General features: G+C 74.9%; 25 protein-coding genes and 1 pseudogene. 9 read left to right on the top strand and 17 right to left on the bottom strand.

Annotated elements, in window-relative coordinates; genetic code table 11:
- Positions 1-146 precede the first annotated feature (146 nt).
- Entirely contained in the window at positions 147-1,721 is a 1,575-nt protein-coding gene (locus ACWIYF_RS10725; protein ID WP_448628114.1) for an FMN-binding glutamate synthase family protein, read from the bottom strand.
- A gap of 40 nt (positions 1,722-1,761) precedes the next feature.
- A complete protein-coding gene (locus ACWIYF_RS10720; protein WP_448628113.1) occupies positions 1,762-2,724 on the bottom strand; it encodes a hypothetical protein in 963 nt (320 codons plus the stop codon).
- Positions 2,725-2,812: 88 nt separating this feature from the next.
- Here ACWIYF_RS10720 and ACWIYF_RS10715 point away from each other — a divergent pair, with 88 nt between their 5' ends.
- The gene (locus ACWIYF_RS10715) at positions 2,813-3,787 is read left to right on the top strand and encodes a sulfotransferase family protein (RefSeq protein WP_448628112.1); all 975 of its coding nucleotides are present in this window, start codon (positions 2,813-2,815) and stop codon (positions 3,785-3,787) included.
- Here the strand turns inward: ACWIYF_RS10715 and ACWIYF_RS10710 are convergent.
- Together ACWIYF_RS10710 and ACWIYF_RS10705 are read right to left on the bottom strand one after the other, a co-directional pair.
- Positions 3,778-5,109 carry an MFS transporter gene (locus tag ACWIYF_RS10710; RefSeq protein WP_448628111.1) on the bottom strand — a complete coding sequence of 444 codons (1,332 nt, stop codon included), beginning with the start codon at positions 5,107-5,109 and terminating at the stop codon, positions 3,778-3,780. The two genes, ACWIYF_RS10715 and ACWIYF_RS10710, sit on opposite strands and share 10 nt — an antisense overlap.
- A gap of 5 nt (positions 5,110-5,114) precedes the next feature.
- Positions 5,115-6,290 (bottom strand): AI-2E family transporter, encoded by a 1,176-nt coding sequence (locus tag ACWIYF_RS10705; RefSeq protein ID WP_448628110.1) that lies wholly within the window; start codon positions 6,288-6,290, stop codon positions 5,115-5,117.
- A 70-nt stretch (positions 6,291-6,360) separates the two neighbouring features.
- Between ACWIYF_RS10705 and ACWIYF_RS10700 the strand changes: the two genes are divergently transcribed.
- From ACWIYF_RS10700 to ACWIYF_RS10675, 6 genes are all read left to right on the top strand, one after another.
- The gene (locus tag ACWIYF_RS10700) at positions 6,361-7,002 is read left to right on the top strand and encodes a TetR/AcrR family transcriptional regulator (RefSeq protein ID WP_448628109.1); all 642 of its coding nucleotides are present in this window, start codon (positions 6,361-6,363) and stop codon (positions 7,000-7,002) included.
- Positions 7,003-7,100: 98 nt separating this feature from the next.
- Complete coding sequence (locus ACWIYF_RS10695; RefSeq protein ID WP_448628108.1) at positions 7,101-7,502, top strand: cupin domain-containing protein; 402 nt, start codon at positions 7,101-7,103, stop codon at positions 7,500-7,502.
- A 146-nt stretch (positions 7,503-7,648) separates the two neighbouring features.
- On the top strand, positions 7,649-8,230 hold the full coding sequence (locus tag ACWIYF_RS10690) for a glycosyltransferase (protein ID WP_448628107.1): 582 nt from the start codon (positions 7,649-7,651) through the stop codon (positions 8,228-8,230).
- Positions 8,231-8,319: 89 nt separating this feature from the next.
- Positions 8,320-9,732 (top strand): sensor histidine kinase, encoded by a 1,413-nt coding sequence (locus ACWIYF_RS10685; RefSeq protein ID WP_448628106.1) that lies wholly within the window; start codon positions 8,320-8,322, stop codon positions 9,730-9,732.
- Complete coding sequence (locus ACWIYF_RS10680) at positions 9,729-10,373, top strand: response regulator (protein ID WP_448628105.1); 645 nt, start codon at positions 9,729-9,731, stop codon at positions 10,371-10,373. The genes ACWIYF_RS10685 and ACWIYF_RS10680 overlap by 4 nt, the downstream gene beginning before the upstream one ends.
- Before the next feature lie 33 nt (positions 10,374-10,406).
- Positions 10,407-13,286 (top strand): FAD-binding and (Fe-S)-binding domain-containing protein, encoded by a 2,880-nt coding sequence (locus ACWIYF_RS10675; protein ID WP_448628104.1) that lies wholly within the window; start codon positions 10,407-10,409, stop codon positions 13,284-13,286.
- 253 nt (positions 13,287-13,539) lie between these two features.
- On the opposite strand, the gene ACWIYF_RS10670 is transcribed toward ACWIYF_RS10675, so the two are convergent.
- On the bottom strand, positions 13,540-14,868 hold the full coding sequence (locus ACWIYF_RS10670; protein WP_448628103.1) for an adenylate/guanylate cyclase domain-containing protein: 1,329 nt from the start codon (positions 14,866-14,868) through the stop codon (positions 13,540-13,542).
- 249 nt (positions 14,869-15,117) lie between these two features.
- Between ACWIYF_RS10670 and ACWIYF_RS10665 the strand changes: the two genes are divergently transcribed.
- Positions 15,118-15,537 (top strand): hypothetical protein, encoded by a 420-nt coding sequence (locus ACWIYF_RS10665; RefSeq protein ID WP_448628102.1) that lies wholly within the window; start codon positions 15,118-15,120, stop codon positions 15,535-15,537.
- A gap of 12 nt (positions 15,538-15,549) precedes the next feature.
- Here ACWIYF_RS10665 and ACWIYF_RS10660 read toward each other — a convergent pair whose 3' ends face one another.
- Entirely contained in the window at positions 15,550-16,170 is a 621-nt protein-coding gene (locus tag ACWIYF_RS10660) for an SGNH/GDSL hydrolase family protein (protein ID WP_448628101.1), read from the bottom strand.
- Between the two features lie 76 nt (positions 16,171-16,246).
- A complete protein-coding gene (fabG, locus tag ACWIYF_RS10655) occupies positions 16,247-17,011 on the bottom strand; it encodes a 3-oxoacyl-ACP reductase FabG (protein WP_448628100.1) in 765 nt (254 codons plus the stop codon).
- A gap of 189 nt (positions 17,012-17,200) precedes the next feature.
- Here fabG and ACWIYF_RS10650 point away from each other — a divergent pair, with 189 nt between their 5' ends.
- The gene (locus tag ACWIYF_RS10650; RefSeq protein ID WP_448628099.1) at positions 17,201-17,575 is read left to right on the top strand and encodes an ester cyclase; all 375 of its coding nucleotides are present in this window, start codon (positions 17,201-17,203) and stop codon (positions 17,573-17,575) included.
- A 12-nt stretch (positions 17,576-17,587) separates the two neighbouring features.
- Here ACWIYF_RS10650 and ACWIYF_RS10645 read toward each other — a convergent pair whose 3' ends face one another.
- The 10 genes and pseudogenes from ACWIYF_RS10645 to ACWIYF_RS10600 all read right to left on the bottom strand — a co-directional run bounded on the left by ACWIYF_RS10645 (position 17,588) and on the right by ACWIYF_RS10600 (position 26,631).
- On the bottom strand, positions 17,588-18,874 hold the full coding sequence (locus ACWIYF_RS10645; protein ID WP_448628098.1) for an MFS transporter: 1,287 nt from the start codon (positions 18,872-18,874) through the stop codon (positions 17,588-17,590).
- A gap of 244 nt (positions 18,875-19,118) precedes the next feature.
- A pseudogene (locus ACWIYF_RS10640) lies at positions 19,119-19,325 on the bottom strand (AAA family ATPase); the annotation flags it as partial.
- Between the two features lie 26 nt (positions 19,326-19,351).
- Positions 19,352-19,615, bottom strand: a complete 264-nt coding sequence (locus ACWIYF_RS10635) for a hypothetical protein (RefSeq protein WP_448628097.1) — start codon at positions 19,613-19,615, stop codon at positions 19,352-19,354.
- Between the two features lie 97 nt (positions 19,616-19,712).
- Positions 19,713-21,044 carry an AI-2E family transporter gene (locus tag ACWIYF_RS10630; RefSeq protein ID WP_448628096.1) on the bottom strand — a complete coding sequence of 444 codons (1,332 nt, stop codon included), beginning with the start codon at positions 21,042-21,044 and terminating at the stop codon, positions 19,713-19,715.
- Positions 21,045-21,065: 21 nt separating this feature from the next.
- Entirely contained in the window at positions 21,066-21,464 is a 399-nt protein-coding gene (locus ACWIYF_RS10625; protein ID WP_448628095.1) for an ankyrin repeat domain-containing protein, read from the bottom strand.
- Between the two features lie 108 nt (positions 21,465-21,572).
- The gene (locus tag ACWIYF_RS10620) at positions 21,573-22,337 is read right to left on the bottom strand and encodes a dienelactone hydrolase family protein (protein ID WP_448628094.1); all 765 of its coding nucleotides are present in this window, start codon (positions 22,335-22,337) and stop codon (positions 21,573-21,575) included.
- Positions 22,338-22,374: 37 nt separating this feature from the next.
- Positions 22,375-22,920, bottom strand: a complete 546-nt coding sequence (locus ACWIYF_RS10615; protein ID WP_448628093.1) for a hypothetical protein — start codon at positions 22,918-22,920, stop codon at positions 22,375-22,377.
- A gap of 66 nt (positions 22,921-22,986) precedes the next feature.
- On the bottom strand, positions 22,987-25,347 hold the full coding sequence (locus ACWIYF_RS10610; protein ID WP_448628092.1) for a hypothetical protein: 2,361 nt from the start codon (positions 25,345-25,347) through the stop codon (positions 22,987-22,989).
- A gap of 10 nt (positions 25,348-25,357) precedes the next feature.
- Entirely contained in the window at positions 25,358-26,014 is a 657-nt protein-coding gene (locus ACWIYF_RS10605; protein ID WP_448628091.1) for a hypothetical protein, read from the bottom strand.
- 95 nt (positions 26,015-26,109) lie between these two features.
- Positions 26,110-26,631: a hypothetical protein gene (locus ACWIYF_RS10600; protein ID WP_448628090.1), complete on the bottom strand. Its 522-nt coding sequence runs from the start codon at positions 26,629-26,631 to the stop codon at positions 26,110-26,112.
- Position 26,632: the final 1 nt, after the last annotated feature.

Genomic DNA, 26,632 nt, shown 5'->3' with positions numbered 1-26,632 from the left:
CCCCCCGGACGGCCCGGCGGTGGGCAGGGTCGGGCATGCCCCCGACCGGTTCCCTCGCCGCATCATGAGCCGCGAACCTCTCGTCCCAGGTCGCGACGACGGTAGCGCGCCACCCGGTGGCCGCCCCCGAGCTCCTCCCGGGGCGGTCAGCCGACGGCGGTGGGGGACGGCGGTGCGCTGCCCCCCTGCGGCGCATCCGCCGTCATCAGCCGGACGATCTCCGCGCGGTCGGCCGCCGACGGCAGGCCCCACTCCGGCGCGTAGTCGTAGACCTCGCGCAGCGGACGCGACGCCGTCCGCCCGGTGAGCACCTCGACCGACGAGGTGTCGATCAGCCCTGGGTGCTCGACGCCGCAGGCCTCGGCGATCTTGAGCAGGTCCCGCCGCAGCGTGCTGATGTAGGTCGCCGCGCGCACCGACTTCAGGGCCGGGTCCAGCCCGTGCGCCAGCCAGGGGCTCTGCGTGGCGACGCCGGTGGGGCAGGTGTCGGTGTGGCACTTCTGCGCCTGGATGCAGCCGATGGCGAGCATGGCCTCGCGCGCGACGTTGACCAGGTCGCAGCCGAGCGCGAAGGCGACGACGGCGTTGTCCGGCAGGCCGAGCTTGCCCCCGCCGATGAACGCCACCTGCTCGTGCAGCCCGGCGCGGGCGAAGACCGAGTAGACCCGGGCGAAGCCGAGCTGGAACGGCAGCGACACCGAGTCGGTGAAGATCAGCGGCGCGGCGCCGGTGCCGCCCTCGCCGCCGTCCACGGTCACGAAGTCGACGCCGCGGCCGGTGGTGGCCATCAGCTCGGTGAGCTCCTGCCAGAAGGCCATGTCGCCCACCGCGGACTTGATCCCGACCGGCAGGCCGGTCTCCGCCGCGAGCAGCTCCACCCAGTCGAGCAGGCTGTCGGGATCGGAGAACTCCGCGTGCCGGGACGGGCTGATGCAGTCCACGCCCTCCGGCACACCGCGCGCCGCGGCGATCTCCGCCGACACCTTGGCCGCCGGCAGCACCCCGCCCAGGCTCGGCTTCGCGCCCTGGCTGAGCTTGATCTCCAGCGCCCGCACCGGTGCCGACGCGACCAGGTCCTTGAGCCGGGCGAGGTCGAAGCGGCCGTGCTCGTCGCGGCAGCCGAAGTAGGCGGTGCCGATCTGGAAGACCAGCTCGCCGCCGTGCCGGTGGTGCACCGACAGCCCGCCCTCGCCGGTGTTGTGCAGGCAGCCGGCCAGCGCCGCGCCGCGGTTGAGCGCCTCGACCGCGCGGCCGGACAGCGAGCCGAAGCTCATCGCCGAGATGTTCACGACCGACGCCGGGCGGAACGCCTGCGCCCGGCCGCGGGCGGCGCCGAGCACCTTGGCGCACGGCAGCGCCACCTCGCTGCCGGCGTGCACGTTGGTGGTGGGCACCGCCCGGCCGAAGGTCTTGTGCTTGATGATCGGGTACCCGGCCGTGTACTCGAGGTCGTTGTCGGTACCGAAGCCGAAGTAGTTGTTCTGCTTCTTCGCCGACGCGTACACCCACCGCCGCTGGTCGCGGGTGAACGGCCGTTCCTCGTTGTTGCCGGCGACGAGGTACTGGCGCAGCTCGGGGCCGATCGCCTCGATGAGGTAGCGCGCGTGCCCGACGATCGGGAAGTTGCGCAGCAGGGTGTGCTCGCGCTGCAGGAGGTCGCGGGCGGCCACCGCGCCCAGGGCGGAGAGGCCGGCTGCTGCGGCCCGTGTGACCCACGTCATACCGGGAGTGTGCCCCTCGAACGCGCGGTCCGCGCCGCGATCAGGACGGCAGCAGGACCGTCCGCAGCTCGTGCGCGCCGTCGGCGCGGGTCGCCTCGTAGAACCAGCGGGTGGTGCCGTCGGGCAGCGGAACGGCGTCGGCGTAGCGCAGGCCGCCGGGCGCGTGCGGGCTGGTCAGCGCCGGCCCGTCGGGGTCGGCGGCGAAGCGGCCGCCGTCGCCGGTGGCCCGGGCCACGCCGCTGCGCTCCTCCCAGTTCTCCGCCGCGGTGGCCCGCCCGTCGTAGACCGCCCAGGTGGCCGGGTCGTCGGGACCTCCGGGGCCGAGGAGCACCGTGGCGAACCGGACGCCGCGGGCGTCCCAGGTGCCCGGGGTGCCGGCCAGCGCGGTGCCCTCCCACGTCCACGCCCGCCCGTCGGGGCTGGTCGCGTGCTCGGTGGTCATGCGGTCGGTGGCGTCGGGGTCGTCGAGCGGGTGCACCGACGCCCACAGGTGCCAGCGGTCGTCGACGAGGCGGACCACCGGGTCCTTCACCGCGGCCGTCGCACTACCGGGCAGCACCGTCCGGTGTTCGGCAGCGGCGAGGTTCTCGACCGAGTCGGCCTCCAGGCAATCGACCCGCCAGTGCTTCGTCCCCGGGGTGGCACAGCTGACGTAGAGCCGCCACCGCCCCTCCGGGGTGTGCACCAGGGCCGGGCGCTCGAGGGACTCGGCGCCGAAGTCGTCCCGGGCGATCCGCACGACCTGCTCGAAGGTGACGCCGTCGGCCGAGCGGGCGACGACGTTGGCGTACCCGCGGCCCTCGCCCACCGGACGGCGCAGGCGGTAGGCCAGCCACCAGACCCCGTCGACCAGCTGCGCGGACGGGCCGCCGGCCCAGGCGCCGGGCCGGGCGTCCTCGGGGACGACGGCCACCACGGCGTCGTCCCAGAAGCGGTCGGTCTGGGCCAACAGACTGCCCGCCGGGGGCACGAGGTCGGAACCGGACGACAGACTGCTGGTCAACGTGCGGCTCCCCGGCGACGGTGGCGGTACCTGCAGGTTAGTACCTCAGAATCCGCATCATCACGGTGGAGTTGGTAGAAATAGCGCCATGGCCGAGCGGTTGCCCCAGTTCTTCATCGCCGGCGCCCCCAAGGCGGGGACGACGGCGCTGCACGCGGCCCTCGCGACGCACCCGGGGCTGTACCTCTCCCCGGTCAAGGAGCCGAAGTACTACCTCACCGGCGGGCGGCCGCCGGACCGCTCCCGCCAGCGTGGGCCGGGCGACGCGCACAGCGCTCGCGAGTGGATCTGGCGGCGCGAGCGGTACGTCGCCCTCTTCGCGGGTGCCCCGGCCAGGGCCGTCCGCGGCGAGAGCACGCCGTTCTACCTGTACGACCGCGACGCGCACGCCCGGATCGCTGCCGACGTGCCTGACGCCCGGATCGTGCTCGTCGTCCGCGACCCGGTCGACCGGGCGGTCTCCAACTGGGTGCACCTGCGCGCCGACGGGCTGGAGCCGGAGGCCGACTTCCTGACCGCCGTCCGGGCCGAGGAGCGGCGGATCGCCGACGGGTGGGCGCCGTTCTGGCACTACCGCGGGCTGGGGCGCTACGGCGAGCAGTTGCGGGACCTGCTGACCCACTTCCCGCGCGAGCACGTGCTGCTCCTGCGCTACCGGGAACTCGTCGACACCCCGCAGCAGACGCTCGACCGGGTCTGCGCCTTCCTCGGTGTCGCCGGGGGGCAGGCGCACGCCGTCCCGCCGGAGAACGTCAAGCCCTACGTCGCCGATGGGGCGCGCTACCGGGCACTGGCCCGCGTCGCCCGCGCCGGCGCGGCGCTCGGCGCGTTCGCTCCCCCGCAGGTCTGGCGGCTGGCCGGCCGGCCGCTGATCGCGGCGCTGCACGCGGGGCACGCGAAGCGACCGCCCCTGCCGGTGGAGGTGCGGCGCGAGGTGCTCGCGCCGCTGCTCGACGACATCGCGCTGCTCGAGGAGCTGAGCGGTGAGTCGTTCGCCCACTGGCGCAACGACACCGGTCGCGGCGACTTCCGTTCCCGGGCGGCGGGCCAGGGTCAGCGGTAGGCCGACCGCCCGCGCAGCCGGGCCCCGGCGGCCACGCGCAGCGGGACCAGCACCACGCCGTCGCGGGCCATCCGGGCGCGCACCTGACGGCGGTGCCGCAGCACGCCGACCAGCCCGATCGCCCAGAACACGTACTGGACGGCGAACGCGGCCCGGAACGCGCCGAGGTCGTAGGCGGTCGAGCCACCCGGCGTGAGCAGGTCCAGCACCGCCCCGACGGCGAGGATGGTGAGCAGGGAGGCGACGAAGCCGCCCACGTTCACCACGCCGCTGGCGCTGCCCATCCGCTCGGCCGGGTTCTCGGTGCGCGCGTAGTCGAAGGCGATCATGGAGCCGGGTCCGTTGGTCGCGAGCACGACGACCAGCAGCACCAGCAGCCACAGCGGCGCGCGGCCGGGCCAGAGCAGGACGACGGTCCACATGGTCGCCGTCGCCATCAGGATGCCGAAGACGAGGTTGGACCGGCGCAGCGGCCAGTACCCGCACAGCCGGCCCAGCAGCGGGCCGACCCCCATGCCGACGACGACCAGCAGGGTGAGCAGGCCGGCCGCGGTGTTCGGGCTCAGCCCCTGCCCCACGACCAGGAACGGATAGCCCCACAGCAGCGCGAAGACGGTGCCGGAGAACTGGGTGACCAGGTGCGTGTAGAGGCCCAGCCGGGTGCCCGGCTCGCGCCAGGTGTCCGCCAGCCGGCGGCGCACCTCGGCCAGGTCGGCCGCCCCGGGGCGCGGCGTCCCGGGCGGGGCGTCGCGCAGCGCCGCGAGCACGAGGACGGCGGCCAGGACGCCGGCGGCGGCCGCGCCGAGGAACGTGCTGCGCCACGACGTCGCGTGCAGCAGCGCGACCAGCGGGTAGGCGGCGGCGATCTGCCCGAGCTGGCCGAGGATGCCGGTGAGCTGGGTGATCAGCGGAACGGTGCGGCCGGGGAACCACAGCCCGATCACCCGCAGCAGGCTGATGAAGGTCATCGCGTCGCCGGCCCCGATCAGCACGCGGGCGGCGACGGCGGTCGGGACGTCGGTGGCCAGCGCCAGGATCAGCTGCCCCGCCGCCATGGTCACCGCGCCCGAGACGATGAGCGCCCGCGAGCCGAACCGGTCCAGCGCGACGCCCACGGGCACCTGCATCGCGGCGTAGACGGCGAGCTGGAGCACCAGGAACAGCGAGATCGCCGAGGCCCCGGCGTCGAAGCGGTGCTGCGCCTCGACCGCGGCGACCCCGAGCGAGCCGCGGTGGAACACCGCCACCGCGTAGGCGAACAGGCCGACCAGCCACACCGCGTAGGCGCGGGCAGGGGCACGAACGGGCGTCGGGGCGGTCACCGTCGTCACCCTGAGGACGACGCGTGCGCGGCACCGATCCTTCCGCCGTCGCCGGTGACATTGCCCACGCCGTCCGCCCCGACCGGGTCGCGCTCCTCGCCGACGGTCGGCTCGGCCTTGGGCCGGCCGCGGCGGTGGTCCCAGACGTCGCGCAGGATCACCTGGATCATGCTCGCCACCGGGATCGCCAGCAGCGCGCCGAGGACACCCATCAGCTCCACCGCGAGGAGGATCGCGACGATCACGGTGAGCGGGTTCAGCTTCACCGTCCGGGCGAAGATCAGCGGCTGCAGCAGGTGGTTCTCCAGCTGCTGGTAGAGCAGGAAGAAGACCAGGACGGCGATGCCCGCGGGCACCGAGTGCACGAACCCCGCGACGACCGCGACGACGCCGCCGATCGTCGCGCCGACCAGCGGGATCAGATCGGCCAGGCCGACGAACAGCGCGACCAGGCCGGCGAAGGGCACGCCGGCGATCAGCAGCACCACGTAGGTCAGCCCCCCGCAGATGAAGCTGATCAGCAGGTTCCCGGAGATGTAGCCGGTCACCGACTTGGCGCAGTCGTGGCCGACCCGCCGGATCCGCTCCCCGCGCTCCGGCGGGAACAGGTTGATCACGCCGTCGACGAGCTTCGGGCCCTCGAGCACCATGAGGTAGGCGAGCACCAGCACGGTGGCCAGCCCGGCCAGGCCGGTGGCGACGCTGCCGATCACGCCGGCGGCGGGGGCGGTCAGCCCCTGGGCGAACTCGCCGATCCGGTCCTGGTTGTCCTGCACCCACTGGAGGGCGTTCGTGCGCTCGAGCAGGTCGCCGACCGGTCCGCGGCCGTTGCGCGCGTCGTCGATCAGGCCGGGCAGCTGACCGGCGAACTTCGTGCCCTCCTGGACCAGCGGGACGGCGAACGCGGTGATCAGCCCGGCGAGCACGAGGAACACGACGAGGAAGACGAGGAAGGTGGCCAGTGCCCGCCGCCGGCCGCCCAGGAGCCGCCGCTGCACCCAGCCGGTGAGCGGGGCCAGGGCCACGGCGAAGAACGCCCCGATCACGATCCAGGTGAGCACGCGGCGGGTCTCGATGACCAGGTACAGCAGCAGCGCCGTGGCCAGCACCAGCCCGATGACGGCCAGGATCGTCCGGACGGGGACGGGCCGGGCGGAACGGCTGGCAGGCGATGAGGTCACGCGCGACCTATGCCCGCCACGGCGGTTCGCGAAGCACCTGGAACGGGTGGTTCCCGATACAGTCGGGCCGATGGGGGCAGGGGTCTCAGCCGCACCGGTCGTGGACGACCCGGCCGTGGACGACGGACATCGTCGCGGCCGGATCCTCCGGGCTCTCGCCACGTGCATGGCCGAGAAGGGCTACCGCGCCACGACGATGTCCGACATCGCGCGGGTCGGCCAGGTCTCCAAGACGGTGGTCTACGCCCACTTCCGGGACAAGGAGCAGTGCCTGCTCGAGCTGTACGGGCGGGCCACGGACGCGATGCTCGACTCGGTCCGCCGCGCGCAGGACGACGCACGGGCCGCCGGGCTGCCGTGGCGGGACCGCGTGCGCTCGGGCGTCGAGGCCTACCTGGCCGTGCTCGCGGCCGGGCCCGCGGTGGCCTGGGCCGCCCTCGTCGAGGTGCAGGCGGCCGGGCGCGCCGCGCTGGAGCTGCGGCGCGCGGTGGTGGACCGCTACGTCGACCTGCTGATCGAGGTCGCCGAGGAGCTGCGGGAGGCGCACCCCGACGAGATCCGGCCGGTCAGCCGCGAGCTGGTGCTGGCCGCCGTCGGCGGCATCAACGAGCTCGTGCTCACCCGCGTCGAGCGCGGAGAGGCCGAGCGCGTGACCGAGGACGCCGACGTGGCCGCGGCCGTCCTCCTCCGCCTGCTCGAACACCACGGCTGACCCCGGTCGGGGGACACCGGCTGCCCGACGCGTAGGCCTCGCGATCTTGGGATAGGACCAGCGGCGAGACCGTTCGTCCGAAGACGAGGAGTTCGCCCATGGCGTCCGTCATCAGCTACACCATCGCGACCGAGGCCGAGAAGAGCCCGGACTTCCGCCGCGTGCTCTGGACCGGCAAGAACACCCAACTGGTGATCATGACGATCCCGCCGGGCGGGGAGATCGGCGAGGAGGTGCACGAGGACACCGACCAGATCCTCACCTTCGTCAGCGGCACCGGCGAGGCCCGCGTCTCGGGCAACACCAAGAAGGTGGCGCAGGGCGACCTGGTCGTCGTCCCGGCGGGCGCGAAGCACAACTTCCTCAACACCGGCGAGAACCCGCTCATCCTCTACACCGTCTACGGCCCGCCGGAGCACGCCGACGGCGCGGTGCACAGGACCAAGGAGGAGGCCGACGAGGCCGAGGAGTCCGGCCGGGACGAGCCGCCCGCCGAGTGAGCGACGCGGGGTGGATCCGGCCGGCGGATCCACCCCGCGCCGGGCCCTCCGCCGCGGGTCGTAGGACTGGCGTCCAAGGGCGTTCTGGACCCCTGACCTGATGATCTGTCCCCGACACCGGGGGGCCGACCGAAGGAGGGGCAACGATGCCTGCACAGGAATCGTCCGGCGCGCCGTCTCCGCAGCGAGTGCTGTGCGTGTCCCCGATGGTGGCCGGGTTCGGCGTCGACACGCTGGTGACGGCGTTCGGCATGCTCGCCGCCGACCGCCCGAACCTGCACCTGGACCTGGTCGGCGAGGGCCCTCTCGAGGAGGACCTGCGGGCGCAGGTGCGCGCGCTGTCCCTGCAGGACCGGATCCACTTCCACGGGCCGGCGTCCACCGAGGCGGCGGGCTCGAGCAGCGCCCTCGTCCTGCCGCGCCGGGTCGAGCCGGAGGCCGCCGCCGAGGAGCCCGCGCTCCTGCTCGACGTCCTCACCGGCGCGAGCGCCGCCCCGGCCGTCCAGTCCTGCTTCGAGCGGTTCGACTCCCGGCGCCGGCAGCCCATGAGCCTGGTCGTCTCGGCCGACGACGCGGTGGGCCTGGCGATGGCCATCGTCGCCGTCCTCGAGGGCGGCGCCGCCCGCGACGCACCGCGGGGCGGTGCCCGCCGCCGCGCGCGACCACCCGGGCGGTCGCCGGGCAGGGCGGCGCCCGGGCGACCCGCCCTGCGGCCGCTGCACCGCTGACCCCCCGGTTCGGGGATCTGCTCCGGCCCGCGGACCAGTCACCATCTGTCACGACATCCCGCACGCGAACGCGACGAGGAGGGCCGGGCGTGGGCCAACACTCGCTGGTGCTCAACCGGCCCGTGGACGGCCGCACCCCGCTCCCCTGGACGGCGCTCGTCGACGGCCAGGCCTCGGGCCGCTCCCGCGCGCTGCCCTCGACCCGGCGGGTCGTCGGGCGCTTCCTCGCCGCCAACGTGGTCGCGGTCCTGCTGCTGCTCACCGGCAGCATCTGGGCGAGCCGGGCCGCGGCCGAGGAGGAAGGCATCGCCGACGCCCGGCAGCGGACCGACACCCTCGCCGTCCTGGTCGTGGAGCCCAACCTCACCGAGGGGCTGCTCGAGCCGGGGACCCCGGCGAACCGGGCCGCGATCGCCCGGCTGGACCAGGTCCTCGCGGGGCGCGAGGAGGTCGGCCTCGTCCGGGTCAAGATCTGGACGCCCGGCGGCCTGGTCGTCTACTCGGACGAGAAGCGCCTGATCGGTCAGCGGTTCACCCTCGACGACGAGGACCGGCGGGCGCTGGCCGACGGGACGACGCAGGCCCAGGTCAGCGACCTCAGCCGGGACGAGAACCTGTTCGAGAAGGCCAACGGCAAGCTGCTCGAGGTCTACCGGGCCGTCGAGACGCCGACCGGCCAGCGCCTCGGGCTGGAGACCTACTCCCCGTTCGACCTCGTGATCGAGCGGCGGTCCGACATCTGGTGGCGGTTCGCGCCCATCTCGATGGCGGTCCTGCTGGCGTTCCTGGCGATGCAGCTGCCCCTCGCCCACCGGATGGTCACGCAGCTGCGGGCGACCCATCGTGAGCGTGAGCTGCTGCAGACCCGCGCGCTCGACGCCTCCACCGAGGAGCGGCGGCGCATCGCGGGCAACCTGCACGACGGGATCGTCCAGGACGTCTCGGCCTCCGCGCTGCTCGTCGCCGGCGCCGCGGACCGGCTGCGGGAGGACGGCCGCGGCAACTGCGAGGTGGCCGGTGTCCTCGGGGACGCCGCGACCGCGCTGCGCGAATCGGCGGGCTCGCTGCGCTCCCTGCTCGTCGAGATCTACCCGCCGACGCTGGAGCGGGCGGGCCTGGCCACCGCCCTCGACGACCTCGCCGACCGGCTGGGCTCCCGCGGCATCGACGTCCGGGTCCGCGTCCCCGACCCCCTCGACGTCCCCCTGGACACGGCGACGTTGCTGTTCCGCGTGGCGCAGGAGAGCCTGCTCAACGTGGCGAAGCACGCGCAGGCGACGCACGTGGACGTGACGGTGACCCGGCTGACCAAGCGCGTCGTCCTCGAGATCACCGACGACGGGATCGGCTTCGACCTCGACGCGGTGCGCCGCCGCGGCCGGTCGGGGCACCTGGGCCTGAGCGTCCTGCAGGACCTGGCGACCACCGCCGGCGCCCGGCTCCACCTGCGCACCGCACCCGGCGCCGGCACCAGCACCCGACTGGAGGTGACCCAGCCGTGATCGACGTCCTGCTGGTCGACGACCACGCCCTGATGCGCGCCGGCCTGGCCGGGCTGATCAGCGGCGCCGAGGACATGCGCGTCGTGGGCACGGCCGCCGACGGCGCCCAGGCGCTCGAGGCCGTGGCGGCGTCGAGCCCGCACGTGGTCCTCATGGACCTGTCCATGCCGGTCATGGACGGCATCGCCGCGACCGCCCGGATCACCGCGGACCACCCGGAGGTGGCGGTCCTGGTGCTCACCTCCTTCTCCGACCGCGACCGGGTCGTGGAGGCCCTGGACGCCGGCGCCCTGGGGTACGTGCTCAAGGACGCCGCACCGGCGGATCTGCTGGAGGCGATCCGCTCCGTGGCGCGGGGCGACTCGCCGCTGGACCCGCGGGTGGCCCGCACGCTGCTGCGCGACCGGAGGGCGGCCTCCCCCGCCGGCGACCTGACCGAGCGCGAGCAGGAGGTGCTCGCCCTCGTCGGCCAGGGCCTGGCCAACAAGCAGATCGCCCGCATCCTCGGCATCCGCGAGGGCACCGTGAAGGCGCACCTGACCAGCGTGTTCCAGCGGATCGGCGTCCGGGACCGCACGTCCGCGGCGCTCTGGGCCCGGGCCAACCTGCCGCAGTCGGAGATCTCCGCCGGGGTCCCGTAGGCACCGGCCCGGCCCGGGCCGGAGACTGGCCGGGTGACGACGCAGCAGCCGGCCATCGACACCGTCGGCGTGCGCGAGGCACTGCGCCGGGCCGGAGTGGACGACGTCGACGACTCCGGGCTGGCCCGCGCGCTGTACTCGTCGGACGCCTCGCTGTACCGCGTGCTGCCGCGCGCGGTGGTCCGGCCGCGGCATCCCGACGAGGTCGTGGCGACGCTCGAGGTGTGCCGCGAGCTCGGCGTCCCGCTCACCGCCCGGGGCGCCGGGACGTCGATCGCCGGCAACGCCGTCGGCCCCGGCGTCGTCCTCGACACCAGCCGGCACCTGCACGGGATCTCGGCGATCGACCCGGAGGCCCGCACCGCCGTCGTCGACCCCGGCGTGGTCCAGGCGGCGCTGCAGGCCGCCGCCCGGCCGCACGGCCTGCGCTTCGGCCCCGACCCGAGCACGCACAACCGCTGCACCGTCGGCGGGATGATCGGCAACAACGCGTGCGGCTCGCGGGCCCTGGGCTACGGCCGGACGTCGGACAACGTCGTCGCGCTCGACGTGGTCACCGGCGGCGGGGAGCGGCTGCACCTGGCGCCGGGAGGCCCGGGCGGCGTCCTCGACGAGCTGCGCCGGCTGGTGGACGGCGAGCTGGCCACGATCCGCACCGAGCTCGGCCGGTTCGGCCGGCAGGTCTCGGGCTACTCGCTGGAGCACCTGCTGCCGGAGCGGCACTTCGACGTGGCGCGCGCGCTGGTCGGCAGCGAGGGGACGCTGGCACTGGTGCTCGGCGCGACCGTGCGGCTGGTCGCCGACGCGCCCGTGCGCGGGCTGGTGGTGCTCGGCTACCCGACGATGGCCGATGCCGCCGACGCGACCCCCGGGCTGCTGCCGCACGCCCCCACCGCCGTCGAGGGCCTCGACGCCCGGATCGTGCAGCGGCTGCGCGACGTCCCCGCGGCGACGGTCCCGGAGCTGCCGCGCGGCGAGGGCTGGCTGATCGTGGAGCTGACCGGCGACACCGTGGCCGAGGTGGAGGCCAAGGCCCGCGGGGTGCTCGCCGACGCCGCCGCGCTGGACTCGCTGGTCGTCACCGAGCCGGCGCAGGCCGCGGCGATCTGGCGGATCCGCGAGGACGGCGCGGGGCTGGCCGCCCGCACGTCCGACGGCCGGCCCGCGCACGCCGGGTGGGAGGACGCCGCCGTCCCGCCGGAGGCGCTGGGCTCGTACCTGCGCGGCTTCGAGGCGCTGCTCACCGAGCACGACCTGCAGGGCGTGCCGTACGGGCACTTCGGCGACGGCTGCGTGCACGTGCGGATCGACTTCCCCTTCGACCGCGAGCCCGACCGGGGCCGCAAGGCCTACCGCGCGTTCATCGAGGACGCCGCCCGTCTGGTCGCGGGCTACGGTGGGTCCATCTCCGGCGAGCACGGGGACGGGCGGGCGCGCAGCGAGCTGCTGCCGCACATGTACACACCGGCCGCGCTGGCGCTCTTCGAGCGGGTGAAGGGTCTCTTCGACCCGGACGACGTGCTCAACCCCGGCGTGCTGGTGCGCCCGGCCCGCTTCGACGAGGACGTCCGGGTGGCCGCCGTGCGCCCGCGGCGGGAGCGGCTCGCGCTGGCGTACCCGCACGACGGCGGCGACTTCGCCGCGGCGGTGCACCGCTGCACCGGCGTCGGCAAGTGCCGGGCCGACCTGCAGTCCGCCGGCGGCGTCATGTGCCCCTCCTGGCCGGCCACCCGGGAGGAGAAGGACACCACCCGCGGCCGCGCCCGGGTGCTGCAGGAGATGCTCGCGCCGGGCGGACCGGTGCGCGACTGGCGCTCCCCGGAGGTGCACGCCGCGCTGGACCTGTGCCTGTCCTGCAAGGGCTGCTCGCGGGACTGCCCCACCGGCGTGGACATGGCCAGCTACAAGGCCGAGGTGCTGCACCAGTCCTACCGGCGCCGGCCCATCCCCCGCATCAGGCCGCGGCCGCACTACACGCTCGGGTGGCTGCCCCGCTGGGCCGACCTCGCCGCGCGGGCGCCGCGGGCGGTGAACGCGGTCATGGGCTCGCGGCTGGGCGGGCGGCTGGCGAAGTGGTCGGCCGGCATGGACCAGCGGCGCGAGCTGCCGCCGTTCGCCGTCCGGACGTTCCGGGACGAGTGGGCGGGCCGGCCGCCGTCCGGGGGTGCGGGCGCCCCGGTGGCGCTGTGGGTGGACTCGTTCACCGACCACTTCGCGCCGTCGGTCGCCTGGGCGGCGGTCGAGGTGCTGGAGCGGGCCGGCTACCGGGTCGAGGTCCCGGACGCCGACACCTGCTGCGGGCTCACCTGGATCACCACCGGCCAGCTCGACGCGGCGCAGCGGATCCTCGGCGCCACCGTGCGGGCCCTCGCGCCGCTGGCGGACGCCGGCGTGCCGATCGTCGGGGTGGAGCCCTCGTGCACGGCGGTGCTGCGCGGCGAGGCCGTGGAGCTGCTCGACGACCCCGCGGCCGCGCGGGTGAAGGCAGCCACCCGGACCCTGGCCGAGCTGATGACCGCCACCGAGGGCTGGGCGCCGCCGTCGCTCGAGGGCCTCGAGGTGGTGGCCCAGCCGCACTGCCACCACGCGTCGGTGCTGGGCTGGGCGGCCGACGAGCGGCTGCTGCACCGCGCCGGCGCGACCGTCACCCGGCTGGGCGGCTGCTGCGGGCTGGCCGGCAACTGGGGCGTCGAGCGCGGCCACCACGAGGTGTCGGTGGCGATCGCCGAGCAGCAGTTGCTGCCCGCCGTCCGCGGGCTCGGGCCTGGCGCCGTCGTGCTCGCCGACGGCTTCTCCTGTCGTACCCAGCTCGACCAGCTCGCCGGCCGTCGGGGCGTGCACCTGGCCGAGCTGCTCGCCGGGCGGGTCAGCCCGGGCGGGACCGGGCGGCCGCCCTCGACTTCGGCGATGTAGCGCTTCTGCGCGGGGTCGGCCAGCTCCAGCGTGGCTCGGCCGGCGTCGAGGATCGCACGTGCGCCCCGCCGGGCGCCGCGAAGGCACCCTCCCTCGGCATGCCCAGGACGTCGCGGTAGAACCGCACGGCCCGCTGTAGTCATCGGCCTCGACGACGAGCCCCCGCCGGCGCACACCTGCGCTCGATCACGGGACCGCGTTTGGACCACCGATCGGGAGGGGGGAGTCCGGGCCGCGCTCCCCCGGGCGGCCCTCACGTCGCGACGGCGAAGAGCGGCCAGCTCCCGGGGACACCGCGCAGCTGGCGCAAACCGCGGTCGGCGAAGTCCAGACCGGAGCCGACAACGAGGTCCTTCACGGTGCCCGACACGAGCACCTCCCCGGGCTCGGCCGCAGCCATCACCCGGGCGCCGATGTGCACGGCGAGGCCGGAGACACCTCGGCCGTCCTCCCGCTCCACCTCGCCGGCATGCACCCCGGCGCGCACCCGTATCCCGATGTCCGCCACCGTGTGCCGGATGGCAAGTGCGCAGCGGATGGCCCGTGCGGGACCGGTGAACGTCGCGAACAACCCGTCGCCGGCCACGTCGACCTCCGTGCCGTCGTACCGGGCCAGCTCGGCGCGAGCCGCTACCAGGAACCTCGTCCGGATGGCCGCCCAAACGGCGTCGCCCACGCGTGCCGCCGTCTCGGTGGAGCCGGCGATGTCGACGAACAGCACGGTCGCCAGCACCCGGTCGATGACCGCCAGGCGGGGCCTCGAGCCGGTGATGAATTCCTGGACCTCGGCCGTCAGCTGGTCGATGTCGCCGGAGAACGGGACGTGGTCGATGCCGTCGAGCTCCACGTACCGGGCGCCGGGGATGTGGTCGGCCAGGTAGCGGCCGACCGACACGTCGAACAGGCGGTCACCGCGGCGGTGCAGCACAAGCGTCGGGACGTGGATCGCGCTGAGCACGTCCCGCACGTCCATGCGCGTCCACAGGCTGAAGAGCTGGCGGACCATGGCCGGGCTGGCACCGGAGCGCTGAGCGCTCGCGAACCACTCCTCGAACTCGGGATCACCGATGTGACTGGGGGCGAACACCTCCAGCCCGACCCCTGCGCCCCAACCGGCGACCAAGGCGTCCAGGAACCGGACCAGCTCAGCTTCGTCCCGTCCGCACGGGTAATCAGCTGCGCGGCTGAACCTCGGCGTCGCGCCGTAGAGGACCAGGTCCCGGGTGCGTTCGGGGTGCGCCGCTGCGAACAGCATCGCCATGGCGGCCCCCTCCGAGGTGCCGAACACGGCCGCCTGCTCCGAGCCAGCGGCGTCCATGACCGCGCGCAGATCGTCCGCACGCTCTTCCAGCGTGCCGGGCTCGGACACGGGATCTGAGAGCCCGGTGCCGCGCTTGTCGAACACGATCAACCGGCTGAACTCCGCCATGCGCTCCATCAGGTGGCGCGGTCCTCTGCCCAACCAGAACCAGTCCAAGTGGGACACGAAGCCGGGCACCATGACCAGGTCCAAGTCCCCGGAGCCGATGACCTGGTAGGCGATGGACGTGTCCCCGTTGTGCGCGTAGCGCGTCCTCGGCACCGGTCGTCACCCAGCCGTGGTGAGGTCGCGCAGCGCGTCCGCCACGTCGCCGAGCGGCCGCGTCGGCGGGCTCGTGCCGGCGAAGGAGTCGATGAGCACGGAACGCCTCCTCGACACAGGGTGGTCGATTCCACGAGCAAAGCATTTGCCTCCGCGAGCGGGACACCGGATGGCGCTCGATCGCGCTGAGCGCGTGTCAGGACCGACCGGGTCTGGACCGCGGGAACGGTGCAGATCTACGGTTGCCGCGTGGCCGAGTGGCTCACGATCGAGGTGCTCGACGCCGAGGGCTTCCCGGCGTCGCTGTGGCAGCACGCCCACGGCAACGACCTCGTCGAGGCCGCGGTCACGCACGGCGCCCTGTACTGGGAGTGGCACGAGACCCGGTGGGGCGTCGTCCTCGAACTGGTCTTCGCCGAGGACGAGCCGCTGGAGCGCTACCGCGACCTGCCCGCCGTCCGCGCCGCGCTCGACGCGGTGCCCGATCGGGTGAGCGGCCTGCTGGTCTACCGCGGCCGCGGCGGCGGCGCGGGCGCGTCGGTGCCCCGGCGGCCGCGGCCGAAGCCGGTGGCCGGCTCCGCGGAGTGGCCGGCCCCTGAGGAGTTCCGGTTCCTCGCCGTCGAGCAGGGCCGCTTCGACGTGGACGGCGAGCAGACCGCCACCGCCTGAGGCCGGCCCGCGTCAGGCGGCCGCGTCGCGGCGGGCGCGGGCGGCGGCGAGCACGGTGGGCGCCAGGGCCTCGGCGATGCGGGCGTAGCCGGCCGAGGACGGGTGGAAGCGGTCCGCGGAGAACAGGTTCGGATCGGCCGCGAACGCGGCGCCGACCTCCGGGCCGACGTCGGCGAAGATCGCGCCGGCCGCACGCGTGACCGCCTCCTGCTGCCGTTGCAGCACCGAGCACGCCGCCTGCACCACCGCCCGGAACGCCGGTGGGACGAACGGCACGACCGACATGTCCGGTGCCGGGACGACGATGACGTCGCTCCCTGCGGCCTGCAGCCCGGCCACGGCGTCGGCGAGCGAGCGGGCCGCGTCGGCCGGGGGGACGAACCGCGCCAGGTCGTTCGCGCCGATGACGACGACGGCGAGGTCGGGCGCGAGCGGTGCCGCCCGGCGGACCTGCGCGGCCAGGTCGGCGGAGACCGACCGCGGAACGGCGAGCACGTGCAGGTCGACGGCGAAGCCCTCGGCGGTCAGGTCGGCCGCCAGCCGCGGGCCGAGCCGGTCCTCCGGACGGCGGGCGCCCTGCCCGTAGCCGATGGAGTCACCGAGCACGGCCAGCTGAAGAGGAATGGGTCCCACGCCGGTCCATTACCCCACGCGCGAGCACAACGCGCAGGGCCCGGACGACGCGCGGTCGTCCGGGCCCCGAGCGGTCTCAGGCGCGCGGGCCGCCGGCCGCGTAGATGACCTGGCCGGACACGAAGCCCGCGCCCTCGCTGACGAGGAAGCTCACCAGGTGCGCGATGTCCTCGGGCTGGCCGACGCGCTGCACCGGGATCTGCGCGGCGGCGCCCTTGATGAAGTCGTCGAACGGGATGCCCATGCGCTCGGCGGTCGCCTTGGTCATCTCGGTCTCGATGAAGCCGGGGGCGATGGCGTTCGCGGTGACGCCGAACTTGCCCAGCTCGATCGCGACCGTCTTGGTGAAGCCCTGCAGACCCGCCTTGGCCGTCGAGTAGTTGGCCTGGCCGCGGTTGCCCAGCGCCGAGACGCTGGACAGGCTGACGACCCGGCCCCACTTGGCCTCGGTCATGTACTTCTGCACCGCGCGGGTCATCAGGAAGGCACCGCGCAGGTGCACGTTCATGACCGTGTCCCAGTCGAGCTCGGTCATCTTGAACAGCATGTTGTCCCGGGTGACGCCGGCGTTGTTGACCAGCACCGTGGGACCGCCCAGCTCGGCGGCGATCCGGTCGACCGCGGCCTGGACCTGCTCGGTGTCGCTGACGTCGGCGCCCACGGCCAGGGCCCGGCCGCCGATCGCCTCGATGGCCGCGACGGTGTTCTTGGCGTCGGCCTCGTTCAGGTCCAGCACGGCCACGGCGAACCCGTCCTGGGCCAGCCGCAGGGCCGTCGCCGCACCGATGCCCCGGGCGGCCCCCGTCACGACGGCCACGCGGGCCGTACCTGCCTCGCTCATTGCGTTCCCTTCGTCCTGATTGCCGGCCTGCCACCGGGCGCCGTCGCCCGGCGCGGCCGCGCACGTACCCGACACGGTACGGGCGGACGACGCCGTCCCCGCCGAAGCCCTCCCCCGGAGCCGTCGGGGTGTCCACCACGACACACCGGACGGGGACCCCCGGCGTGGCGAGCCCTAGGATCCGCGGCCGTGGACGAGGACCCCCGGACGATCGTCGCCCGGTACTGGGAAGGGCTCTGGCACCGCCGCGACCTCGGCGTGGTCGACGAGCTGATCGGCGACCCCTACGTGCGGCACTCCTCCGCCGGCACGCGGTCGCTGAGCCGGGCGGAGTTCAAGCGGGAGCTCAAGGAGGCCTGGCAGCTGCTGCACGACCCGGCCACGACGATCGAGGACCAGGTCGCCGACGGCGACAAGGTGTGGACCCGCGCCACGACGCAGGGCGTCAACCTCGACACCGGGGAGACCAACGTGGTGACCTGGCTGATCGTGCACCGGCTCGCCGGCGGCCGGATCGTCGAGTCGTGGAGCGCCACCCTGCCGGGCGTCGACTGGCGGCGCTGAGCGGCGACGGCCTCAGCCCAGGTCGCGCAGCCGGCCGGCGCGCGCGATCCGCCGCCGGCCGACGAGCGCGTACAGCCCGGTGATCAGGACGACGGCCGCGCCCATGGCGCCGAAGGTCAGGCGCAGGCCCACCCGGTCGGCCAGCACGCCGAGCGGCAGCGCGGCGATCCCGAAGGCCCCGAAGCTGAGCATGATCAGCCCCTGGATGCGGCCGTGGTACTCCATGTCCGACAGCGCGATCAGCATCGACTGGTTGGTGGTCTGGAAGGCGAGCATCCCGCCGCCGATCACCAGCAGGACGGCGACGGCGACGGCGAAGACCGGCGCCACCGCGAGCGCGACGAGCCCGAGCCCGAAGACGGCCCCCGACACGATGAGCACCCGGTTCTCCCGGCCCCGGTACGACCGGCGGCCGAGCACCAGCCCGGTGACCACGGCGCCGATCGCGGAGGTCGCGGAGAGGACGCCGTACCCGGCCGGCCCCAGGCCGAACAGGTCGCTGGCCACGGTCGGCAGGAAGGCGAGGTAGGGCAGGCCGGCCATCGTCACGCCGATGCCGCACCACAGCAGGGCGGCCAGGGCGGGGCGGCGGCGCACGTAGCGGACGCCGTCGGCCAGCTCCCCCATCGGGGAACGGTCCGGCGGCTCGCCCCGGCGTCGTCCGGGCGGCAGCGCGCCGGTCAGCAGCACGCCGACCGTGGACAGGATCGCGGCGGCGAGGAACACCGCCTCGGTGCCGAAGCTCACCGCCCCGATGACCACCCCGGCCACGGCCGGGCCGACGACGCGGTTGACCTCCGCGTTCACCAGCAGCAGCGACACCGCGCCGGACACCGACGCCTCGGGCACGATCTCGGCGAGGAACGCCATGCGCGCGGGGTTGAACAGGGCGAATCCGATCGCCTGCAGCACACCGGCGCCCAGCAGCATCCAGTACTGGATGACGCCGAAGGCGACGGCGAGCCCGATCCAGGCGCTGGACGCGGCCAGCACGGCCACGGACACCTGCAGCACGAACCGCTTCGGCAGCCGGTCGGCGGCCACCCCGCCCCACGGGGTGGCGATCAGCATCGTGACGCCGAACGAGAGCAGCACGCCGCCGAGCGCGGCGTTGGAGCCGGTGAGCTCGAAGGCCAGCCAGGTACGGGCGACGACCTGCCCCATCACGCCGAGGAAGACGACCGCGGCGTTGAGGTAGAGCACCAGGAACGGCCGGATCCGCAGGATGGCCAGCGGACCCAGCGGGGCGGCGGGCGCATCCGGCGCCGCGGCGACCTCGTCGGTCCTCTTCGCGGTCACGGCTCCTCGCAGGGCGGTGTCGGGTCGTCTGCTTCGTGGCGACCGACACGTTACGGCCGGACGACGTCGACCCTGTCGAAGCCCTCCCCCGGCGTGGGCGCGACGAACCGTCCCCGCGTCGCGTAGACCCCGACCAGCGGCACCCGGGCCCGGCCCTGACGTGCCTCGTTGCGTTCCAGGCAGGCGCGAGGGGCGCGTCCACCCACACGCAGCGGACGGGCACCCCCGCCTCGCGCGCGGCCTCGATCAGCGCCGACCGCTCCTCGACCGACGGGTTCGTGTTGTCGACGACCACGCTGCGGCCGGCGGCGAGCAGCTCGGCGACGACCCGCCGCTGCCGCGCCTCGCGCCGCCGGGCACGCGGCCAGTGGTCCTTGCTGACGACGACATGGGTGCCGGCCAGGTGCGCGGCCACCCACGTCGACTTCCCGCACCCCTGGAGCCCGGTCATGACGACGAGCTCCGCGGGCGCGGCCTTCACGCCGGCTGGCGCAGCTGCGTCACCGCCGCGTCGTCCGCGAGCGCGTCCTGGGACGCCGGGTGCTCCACCAGGGCCAGCACGCGGTTGGCCATGAACCGCGCGGTGCGCACCCTCGTGCCGCCGCGGGTGGTCTCGGTGACCTCCACGAGCCCCCGGCCGTGGGTGATCTCCACCCGTCGGCCGGCGCGGGTGGCCTCGATCTCGTAGGTACGGGTGTCGTCACCGGCGTCGATGACGACCTCCACACGGTCGCCCTTCATGTCCGTCCTCCTCGACTGCCGAGCGGTGCGTCCACCCGACACATGCACAACGTACGGAGGGGGTACGACATTCCGTTTTCGCAGGTCGCGACGCGTGTCAGGGGTGTTCCTGGGGCTCCGTCGGATGCGTCCGCCGGTGCGGGTGCAGGGCCCGGACGGAGGCCAGCGCCGCGCGCCGGGCGTGCGTCCGGCGGCGGGCGCGGTCGGTCCGCGGCGCCCGCGGCTCCTCGCGCAGCAGCACGTCGAGCCAGTGCCCCCGCGGGTCGACGTCGACCAGGAGCGCCTTGACCAGCAGCGTGAGCGGGATGGCCAGCAGGGCGCCCAGCGCGCCCATCACCCAGCCCCAGAACAGCAGGGCCACGAACGTCACCGTCATCGACAGGCCCACCGAATCGCCCACGAACCGGGGCTGGACCAGCGTCTGGACGACGAAGTTGAGCACGCAGTACAGGACGACGACCGCGATCAGCTTGCCCCACCCGCCGGCAAGCAGGGCCAGCAGCGCCGGTGGGATGAGGCCGAGGACGAAGCCGATGTTGGGCACGTAGTTGGTGATGAACGACAGGAGGCCCCACAGCACCGCCGCGGGGACGCCGAGCAGCGCGAGCCCGATCGCGTCGCCGACCGCCACGATCGCCCCGAAGACGGTGCTGACCAGCAGGTAGCTGCGGGTGCCGCGGGCGAAGAGGCCGAGGGCGATCGGCAGGTGCGGGCGCTCGGCCGCGACCAGCGCCAGCCGCCGGCCGAAGCCGCCGGACTCGATCGCGAGGAAGACCAGCGCCGAGAGCAGCAGCAGCAGCGTGCTGGCGGCGTCGGTGAGCCGGGCCAGCAGGCCGGTGGCGACGCCGACCAGCTGGCTGTAGTCGATGTCCTGGATCAGGTCGGAGAGCTGCCCGGAGACCACGCCGGCGTCGTTGAGATCGGCCACGACGCCGCCGATGAGCACCTCGGCGCGGCCGGCGTAGTCGGGCAGCAGGGCGGCGAGCTGGGCGATCGACAGCACGAGCAGGCCGACGAAGGCGAGCAGCACGGTCCACACGAGGACGAGCAGGACGGTGGCGCTGGCCCAGCGCGGCCAGCCGGCCCGCATCAGCCAGCTCTGCACCGGCGCGAGCGCGATCACGACGACCAGTGCGAGCAGCACGGGGGCGACCAGCCAGGAGATCTCGCGCAGCCCGGCGATCGCGATCGTCGCGGTGGCGCCGCCCACGAGCAGCAGCAGCCAGCGCGGCAGACCGCCGGCCGGCGGGGGCTCGGGAACCGGCGCGGCGGCCGCCGCAGCGCTCTCGACCGCGTCGGCCGGCGTCTCGAGCACCTCCGGCGCGGCGTCGGCCGCGGGCTCCGCCCGTGTCACGGGCGGGCGGGCCGGCGCCGCCGCCTCGTGGGCCGGCGGCAGCCGGTGACCGGGCAGATTCGGCTGCGCGACCATCGTTCTCCCTCGTGAGCGCCGTCAGCGGCGGGCGCCGTCCAGCAGCGCGATCATCTCGGGCAGGTCGAAGAACTGCGCCGTGGCGCGGGCGCTCTGCCCGCCGGCGTCCGGGTCCGCGCCCGCGGCCAGCAGCCGCCGCACCGCCTCGGCGGACTGGCGGAACACCGCGGCGGCCAGGGCGGTCTGGCCGCGGTCGTTGGCGCGGCTGTGGTCGGCCCCGCGGTCGAGCAGCGCGGCCACCGTCTCCGGGTGCGCGTGGTAGGCGGCGAGGATCAGCAGCGTGTCCCCCTTGTCGTTGGTCAGGTTGACCGGCACCCCGGCGTCGAGGTAGCCCAGGAGGGCGTCGGTGGCGCCGGCGCGGGCCAGGTCGAAGACACGGCCCGCCAGGGCGATGACCTCCGGATCGATGGGCTCGCTCACACGAGTCAGCCTAGGGCCGTTCGAGACGTCGAGCCGTGGAAGGACCCCACTGCCCCCCCACCGCTCGCACGCTCGCGGCGGGACCCTGCAGCGCGGCCGATATCGCGGTCAACCGGCGGAGACCCGGTCGATCAGCGCGAGCATCCGCCGCCACGCGTCGCCGCAGGCGTCCTCCCACTCGCCGAACGCGCGGTCGAAGAACGAGTGCGGCGCGCCGTCGTAGACGGCCGTCTCCACGTCGGCGCCCGCCGACCGCATGGTCTCGGCGAGGGCCAGCTGGTCCTCGACCGGGGTGGCGGCGTCGGCACCGGCGATGAACATGAGCGTCGGCTTGCGCGCCCGGCCGGCCGCGTCGCCCACCATCGCCGGCCGCCCGTAGAAGCCGATGCAGGCGGCCAGGTCGAGGTCCCCGCCGGCCTGCCGCCAGGAGTGGCTGCCACCGAAGCAGAAGCCGACGGTGACCACCGGGAGGTCGGGCCGCGTGCGCTCGCGCAGGTAGCCGATCGCGGCGGTGATGTCGGCGTCGATCGCCTCCGGCTTCGTCTGCGGGATGTGGCTCTGCCAGTCGAAGTCGGCCTCGCGGACACCGGTGCCGCTCCCGCCGCCGGCCAGCCCCGCCGTCCGCCCGAACCAGTCGATCGCGACCGCCGGCAGCCCGGCCTCGGCGAACCGCTCGGCGAGCGCCACGTAGTACGGGTGCAGGCCGCGGATGTCGGGCAGCACGACGATCCCCGCCCGGGGCTCCCCGGCCGGCGCGGCGTACGCCGCGGAGAACTCGGTGCCGTCGGCGGCGGTCAGGGTGAGGGTGCCGCGTTCGGCGACCTCACCGGTCCGGGGCGGCGCGGGCGGGCGACTGTCCTGGTCGTGGCACATGCCCCGGTTCTACCGCCGCCGCCCGGGCGCCGCGCGGTCAGCCGCCGGCGGTCTCGCTGGCCGGCTCGGGCCGGCCGCCGAAGACCCGCGCGGCCACCTCGCGGCGAGCCTCGGAGAGCCACTCGTGCTGCTTGTCGGCCTGGTTGATCAGCCGTTCGAGCAGCGCCTTGTCGATCCGGTCGTCGACCTCGGCGACCTCGCGGAGGGTCTCGAAGCCGGCCCGCTTGCCGAGGACGGCGGTCGCGATGAACTCGAACTCGATCAGGTCGGACAGCGGCGAGCGGGACAGCAGCCGGCCGTTGAGCTTGAGCCGGGAGAACTTCTCCCCCACCCAGGTGGCCACCTGCTTGTACTGCCGGACCGGGAACCCGAGCGCCTGCATGGTGGTCAGCAGCGCCGTCTTCTCCTCGCGGAGCTCGCCGAGCAGCCGCTCGAGGTGCGGCTCGTACGGCTTGCCGCGGTGCGTGCCGAGCATCCGGCTGACCAGCTCGATCCCCCCGGTCGCCGCCATCAGGTGGTCGTTGCAGTAGATCCCCAGGAGGTCGGGGTTGCGGATACCGCCGGCGGCGGGCGACTCGGACACGGGACCTCCAGGGTCGGACGACGTCGGTCCGGCCCATTCTCGGTGCGGGGCGACCCGCCCGCTCGGTCAGCCGGTGGCGGTGGCGGTGGCGGCGGCGCCGGACTCCTCGGCCGGGACGGTGCCGGTCGGGCTCGGTTCCGTGGTCGCCGGCGCCGTCCCGGTCCCGCCGTCCGCCGGGGACGACGACGCGCCGGACGTCGCGGCCACCTCGGTGGACGCCGGCTCGTCGCCGGTCGGGTCGGCCGCGCCGCCGGATGCCTCCTCGGTCGGGACATCCCCGGCCGGCTCCTGTGCCGGCTCCGGCTGCTCCTCCGCGCTCCGCCGCACGATCGCCAGGATCTCCTCCTCGAACCCGGTGAGCCGCGCCCGCAGCTCGGACAGCGGCACGCCCTCGATCTGCTCGCCGAAGGCCTGCAGCCGCGCCCACACCGCGGCCAGGTCGCGCGCGGCCTGCTCGTCCAGCGGGCCGGGCGCGCTGACCACGAGCTGGGTGGCGAGCGCGTAGGTCACGCAGTCGACGCAGGCGTAGTTGACCGCGGCCGACAGGTTCTCCGGCACGACGACGTCCACCGACCCGAGCAGCACGACGACCTGGAAGGCGACGGCCACGGTGCGGCAGCCGGAACAGCTGGCGAGCGCGTAGGCCTCGTTGCGGTTGACCGCGGTGTCGCCGTCGGCCCAGACCAGGGAGAAGGAGACGTCGTACTGCACGGACCCGTCCTCGGTGTTCACCGCCAGCGCCTGGTTGTCGCCGTCCCCTGGCGGCAGCGGCCGGTCGAACGGGAAGACCCAGGTCGGCGCGTCGGCGGTGGACGGCGCGCCCGGACCCCCGGAGCCGGCGGCACCGGCGGGGGTGAGGACGAGCGCCAGGGCGGGGTCGTCCGCGGTCGGCAGTGGGCCGTCGTCGGGCCAGATGGTCAGCCCTGCCCCCGGCTCCCCTTCGGCCACGCCCAGGGCGCTGCTCCGCGCGGCGGGGATCGCGTCGAGCACGGTGCCGCCCTCGTACGGCCGCACCGGGCGGTACCGGCCGTCCTGCGGCCACCAGGCCCAGCTCAGCCCCGCCAGCAGTGCGGCCGCGACGGCGAGGGCGAGCCCGCGCAGCACCGGCCGGCCCGACGTCCGCCGCCACGCGCCGGTGGCCGTCCGCCGCACCAGCCGGAGCAGCACCAGCGCGATGCCGAGCAGCGGCAGCACGATCGCGACGACGGCGAGCGCGCGGGCCAGCGCGGCCAGGATGTCGCCGTCCCCGACGGCCCGTGTGAAGAAGGTGCCCTGCTGCTGCAGCGCCGCCCCGGCCGTGCCCACCAGGCGCGGCAGCGAGAGGACCATCAGCAGGAACGACGCCGCCATCAGCGGGACGACGACCAGCACCCACAGCATGACCACGACCCGCGCCCAGGGCTTGAGCGCGGTCGCCTCCGGCTGCCGCCACCGCCCCGGCAGCAGTCCGGCGAGCACCGGGCCGATGCGCTGGTACAGGTCGGGCACCCCGGTGACGTCGGCGAGCACGTGGTAGCCGTCGAAGCGCAGCAGCGGTGCGAGCTGCCGGATCATCTGCAGGACCTGCGTGGCGACGATCAGCAGGACGGCGTGCCACCCGGTCAGCCACCACACGCCGAAGGCGAGCAGGACGACGATCGCGTTGAAGTACAGGCCACCGAGATCCGTGCGCACCCGGCCGGCCCGGCCGAGCCGGTAGCTGTCGGTGACGTCGGTGTAGAACGCCGGCCAGAACAGGTAGAGGCCGAAGCCCATCGCCCCCGGCGTGGCCCCGCCGTAGCGGGCCGCCGCCGCGTGCCCGAACTCGTGGAAGCCCGCCGACAGCACGGTGACCAGGACGACGGCGAGGAACAGGCCCGGGAACGAGAACGCCTGCGCCGTCGCGGCGGCCAGGCCTTCCCGGAACAGCACCCAGAACGACACCGCGGCGAAGGCCAGCACGACCGGCACGACGACGAGCGGGGAGAAGAGGACGGCGAACGGCGCGGTCAGCCGCCGGGTCACCGCCGGATCGGTCACCACCCGGCGGAACCGCAGCGCGAGCAGCGGGTCGGCCCGCCGCACCGCGGGCTCACTGCCGTCGGCGAGCCGGAGCAGGCCCAGCGGCCGCAGCGACCGGTCGACCAGCTCGCGGACGTCGTCGGGCCGGACCAGCCGCCCGGAGGCCGTCCCCACCGCCTCGGCGACCTCGGCGACCGTCCGGCGGCCGTCGACCGCGGCGAGGACCTGCTGCAGCAGCGGCGTCAGCGTCACGACCTGGCCGTCCCCCCGCCGGGCCAGCGCGGGCGGGCGCCGGTAGCCCGAGCCGGGCACCTCGCCGAGCAGCTCGACGCCGTCGGCGCGCACGAGCACCTCGCCGTCGGGCCCCGCCGCGGCCGTGGGGGGCGCGGCGGGGACGACGATCGGCCGGGTGCGCGGATCGCTCATCCGCGCGCGGTCACTGGTCGATGGTGGACGACTGGTCCGCCGTCGCGGTGGCGTCGGCGTCGATGTTCTGCGTGATGATCGCGTCCTGCTGCGAGACCGCGGTCGCCTCGGAGCCGATCGAGCCGACGTTCGCGGCGACCGCGGCGTCGATCGGGGCGGCCACGTTGGCGTTCGCGGCCACCGCGCCGGCGATCGGAGCGGCGATGTCGGCGTCGGCGTTCACGTTGACGTCCACGTCGAGCAGGTCGCCGGAGAGCGGGTCGCCGACCGTGGTGGTCCCGGCGTCGGTGGTGCCCGGGTCGGGAGCGGGGTCGGTCGGTGCGTCGCCCGCGGCGGCGTCGTTGCCGACCTGGTCGATGGCCGAGTCCTGCGGGGCGGTCGCGGTCGCCGAACCGGTGATGCCCTGGTCGATCAGCGCCCCCTGGTCGGACAGCGCCTGCGCGGTCGAGTCCACCGACAGCACGTTCGCACCGACCGCGGCGTCGATCGGGGCGGCCACGTTGGCGTTCGCCGCCACGGCGAGGTCGATCGGCGCCGCCGCGTCGATCGCCAGGTCCAGGTCGGCGTTGAGGTCGAGCAGCGAGATGACCTCCTTGTCCGGCAGCGGCGCCGCGGTCTCGGCGGCGAGCTCCTCGGGCGAGAGCGGGCGCGGGTCGTCCTGGCTCACGGGGTCCTCCTCGGTCAGGGATCGGCGGGCAGCCTTCCCCGCCGGTCACCGGGGCGAACGCGCAGGTGAGGCGCTCACCCGAAAGCGTGAACGCCTCACCGCCGCAGCAGGACGACGACGCCGACGCAGGCGATCGCCCAGAGCGCACTGGCGAGCGTGCCGAGGATGAACCGCTCGGCCGCGGCGGGCGCCTTGAGCTCGGCGAAGCGCCCCAGTCCCTTGACCGCGAGCAGCACCGCCAGGCCCTCGGGCCAGCCGGCCAGCAGGGTGCCGGCGATCGCGACCCGCTCGAGCACCCCGATCCAGGCCCCGCCGCGCAGCACCTCCGGATCACCGGGACCGCCGGCCGTGGACGCCGAGGTCGGGTCGGCCGAGCGCAGCACCGCCGTCGCGACGGGACCGCCGCCGGCGACCGCGGCGAGCACGGCCAGCAACGTCGAGGCCTGGACGATCCCGTCCGACGGCGGGCCGGCCACCCACGCCAGCACGGCCGCGAGCCCCAGGGCCACGACGAGCACCAGCGCGGTCCAGGCCGGGCGCACGCGCTCGCCGAGCGCGGTGAGCGCCAGCCCGCCCGCCCCGGTGAGCGCCACCAGCGTGAGGACGGCGACCGTCATG

The sequence above is a fragment of the Geodermatophilus sp. URMC 64 genome, from assembly GCF_053502555.1.
The sequence above is the reverse complement of the archived record's forward strand: the minus strand, read 5'-3'. Positions and strand labels throughout refer to the sequence as shown.

Excerpts from the sequence above, each read along its gene's own strand:
- ACWIYF_RS10725 (WP_448628114.1), bottom strand. The coding sequence starts at position 1,721 with ATGACGTGGGTCACACGGGCCGCAGCAGCCGGCCTCTCCGCCCTGGGC.
- ACWIYF_RS10715 (WP_448628112.1), top strand. The coding sequence starts at position 2,813 with ATGGCCGAGCGGTTGCCCCAGTTCTTCATCGCCGGCGCCCCCAAGGCG.
- ACWIYF_RS10700 (WP_448628109.1), top strand. The coding sequence starts at position 6,361 with ATGGGGGCAGGGGTCTCAGCCGCACCGGTCGTGGACGACCCGGCCGTG.
- ACWIYF_RS10695 (WP_448628108.1), top strand. The coding sequence starts at position 7,101 with ATGGCGTCCGTCATCAGCTACACCATCGCGACCGAGGCCGAGAAGAGC.
- ACWIYF_RS10690 (WP_448628107.1), top strand. The coding sequence starts at position 7,649 with ATGCCTGCACAGGAATCGTCCGGCGCGCCGTCTCCGCAGCGAGTGCTG.
- fabG (WP_448628100.1), bottom strand. The coding sequence starts at position 17,011 with ATGAGCGAGGCAGGTACGGCCCGCGTGGCCGTCGTGACGGGGGCCGCC.
- ACWIYF_RS10635 (WP_448628097.1), bottom strand. The coding sequence starts at position 19,615 with ATGAAGGGCGACCGTGTGGAGGTCGTCATCGACGCCGGTGACGACACC.
- ACWIYF_RS10630 (WP_448628096.1), bottom strand. The coding sequence starts at position 21,044 with ATGGTCGCGCAGCCGAATCTGCCCGGTCACCGGCTGCCGCCGGCCCAC.
- ACWIYF_RS10620 (WP_448628094.1), bottom strand. The coding sequence starts at position 22,337 with ATGTGCCACGACCAGGACAGTCGCCCGCCCGCGCCGCCCCGGACCGGT.
- ACWIYF_RS10610 (WP_448628092.1), bottom strand. The coding sequence starts at position 25,347 with ATGAGCGATCCGCGCACCCGGCCGATCGTCGTCCCCGCCGCGCCCCCC.
- ACWIYF_RS10600 (WP_448628090.1), bottom strand. The coding sequence starts at position 26,631 with ATGACGGTCGCCGTCCTCACGCTGGTGGCGCTCACCGGGGCGGGCGGG.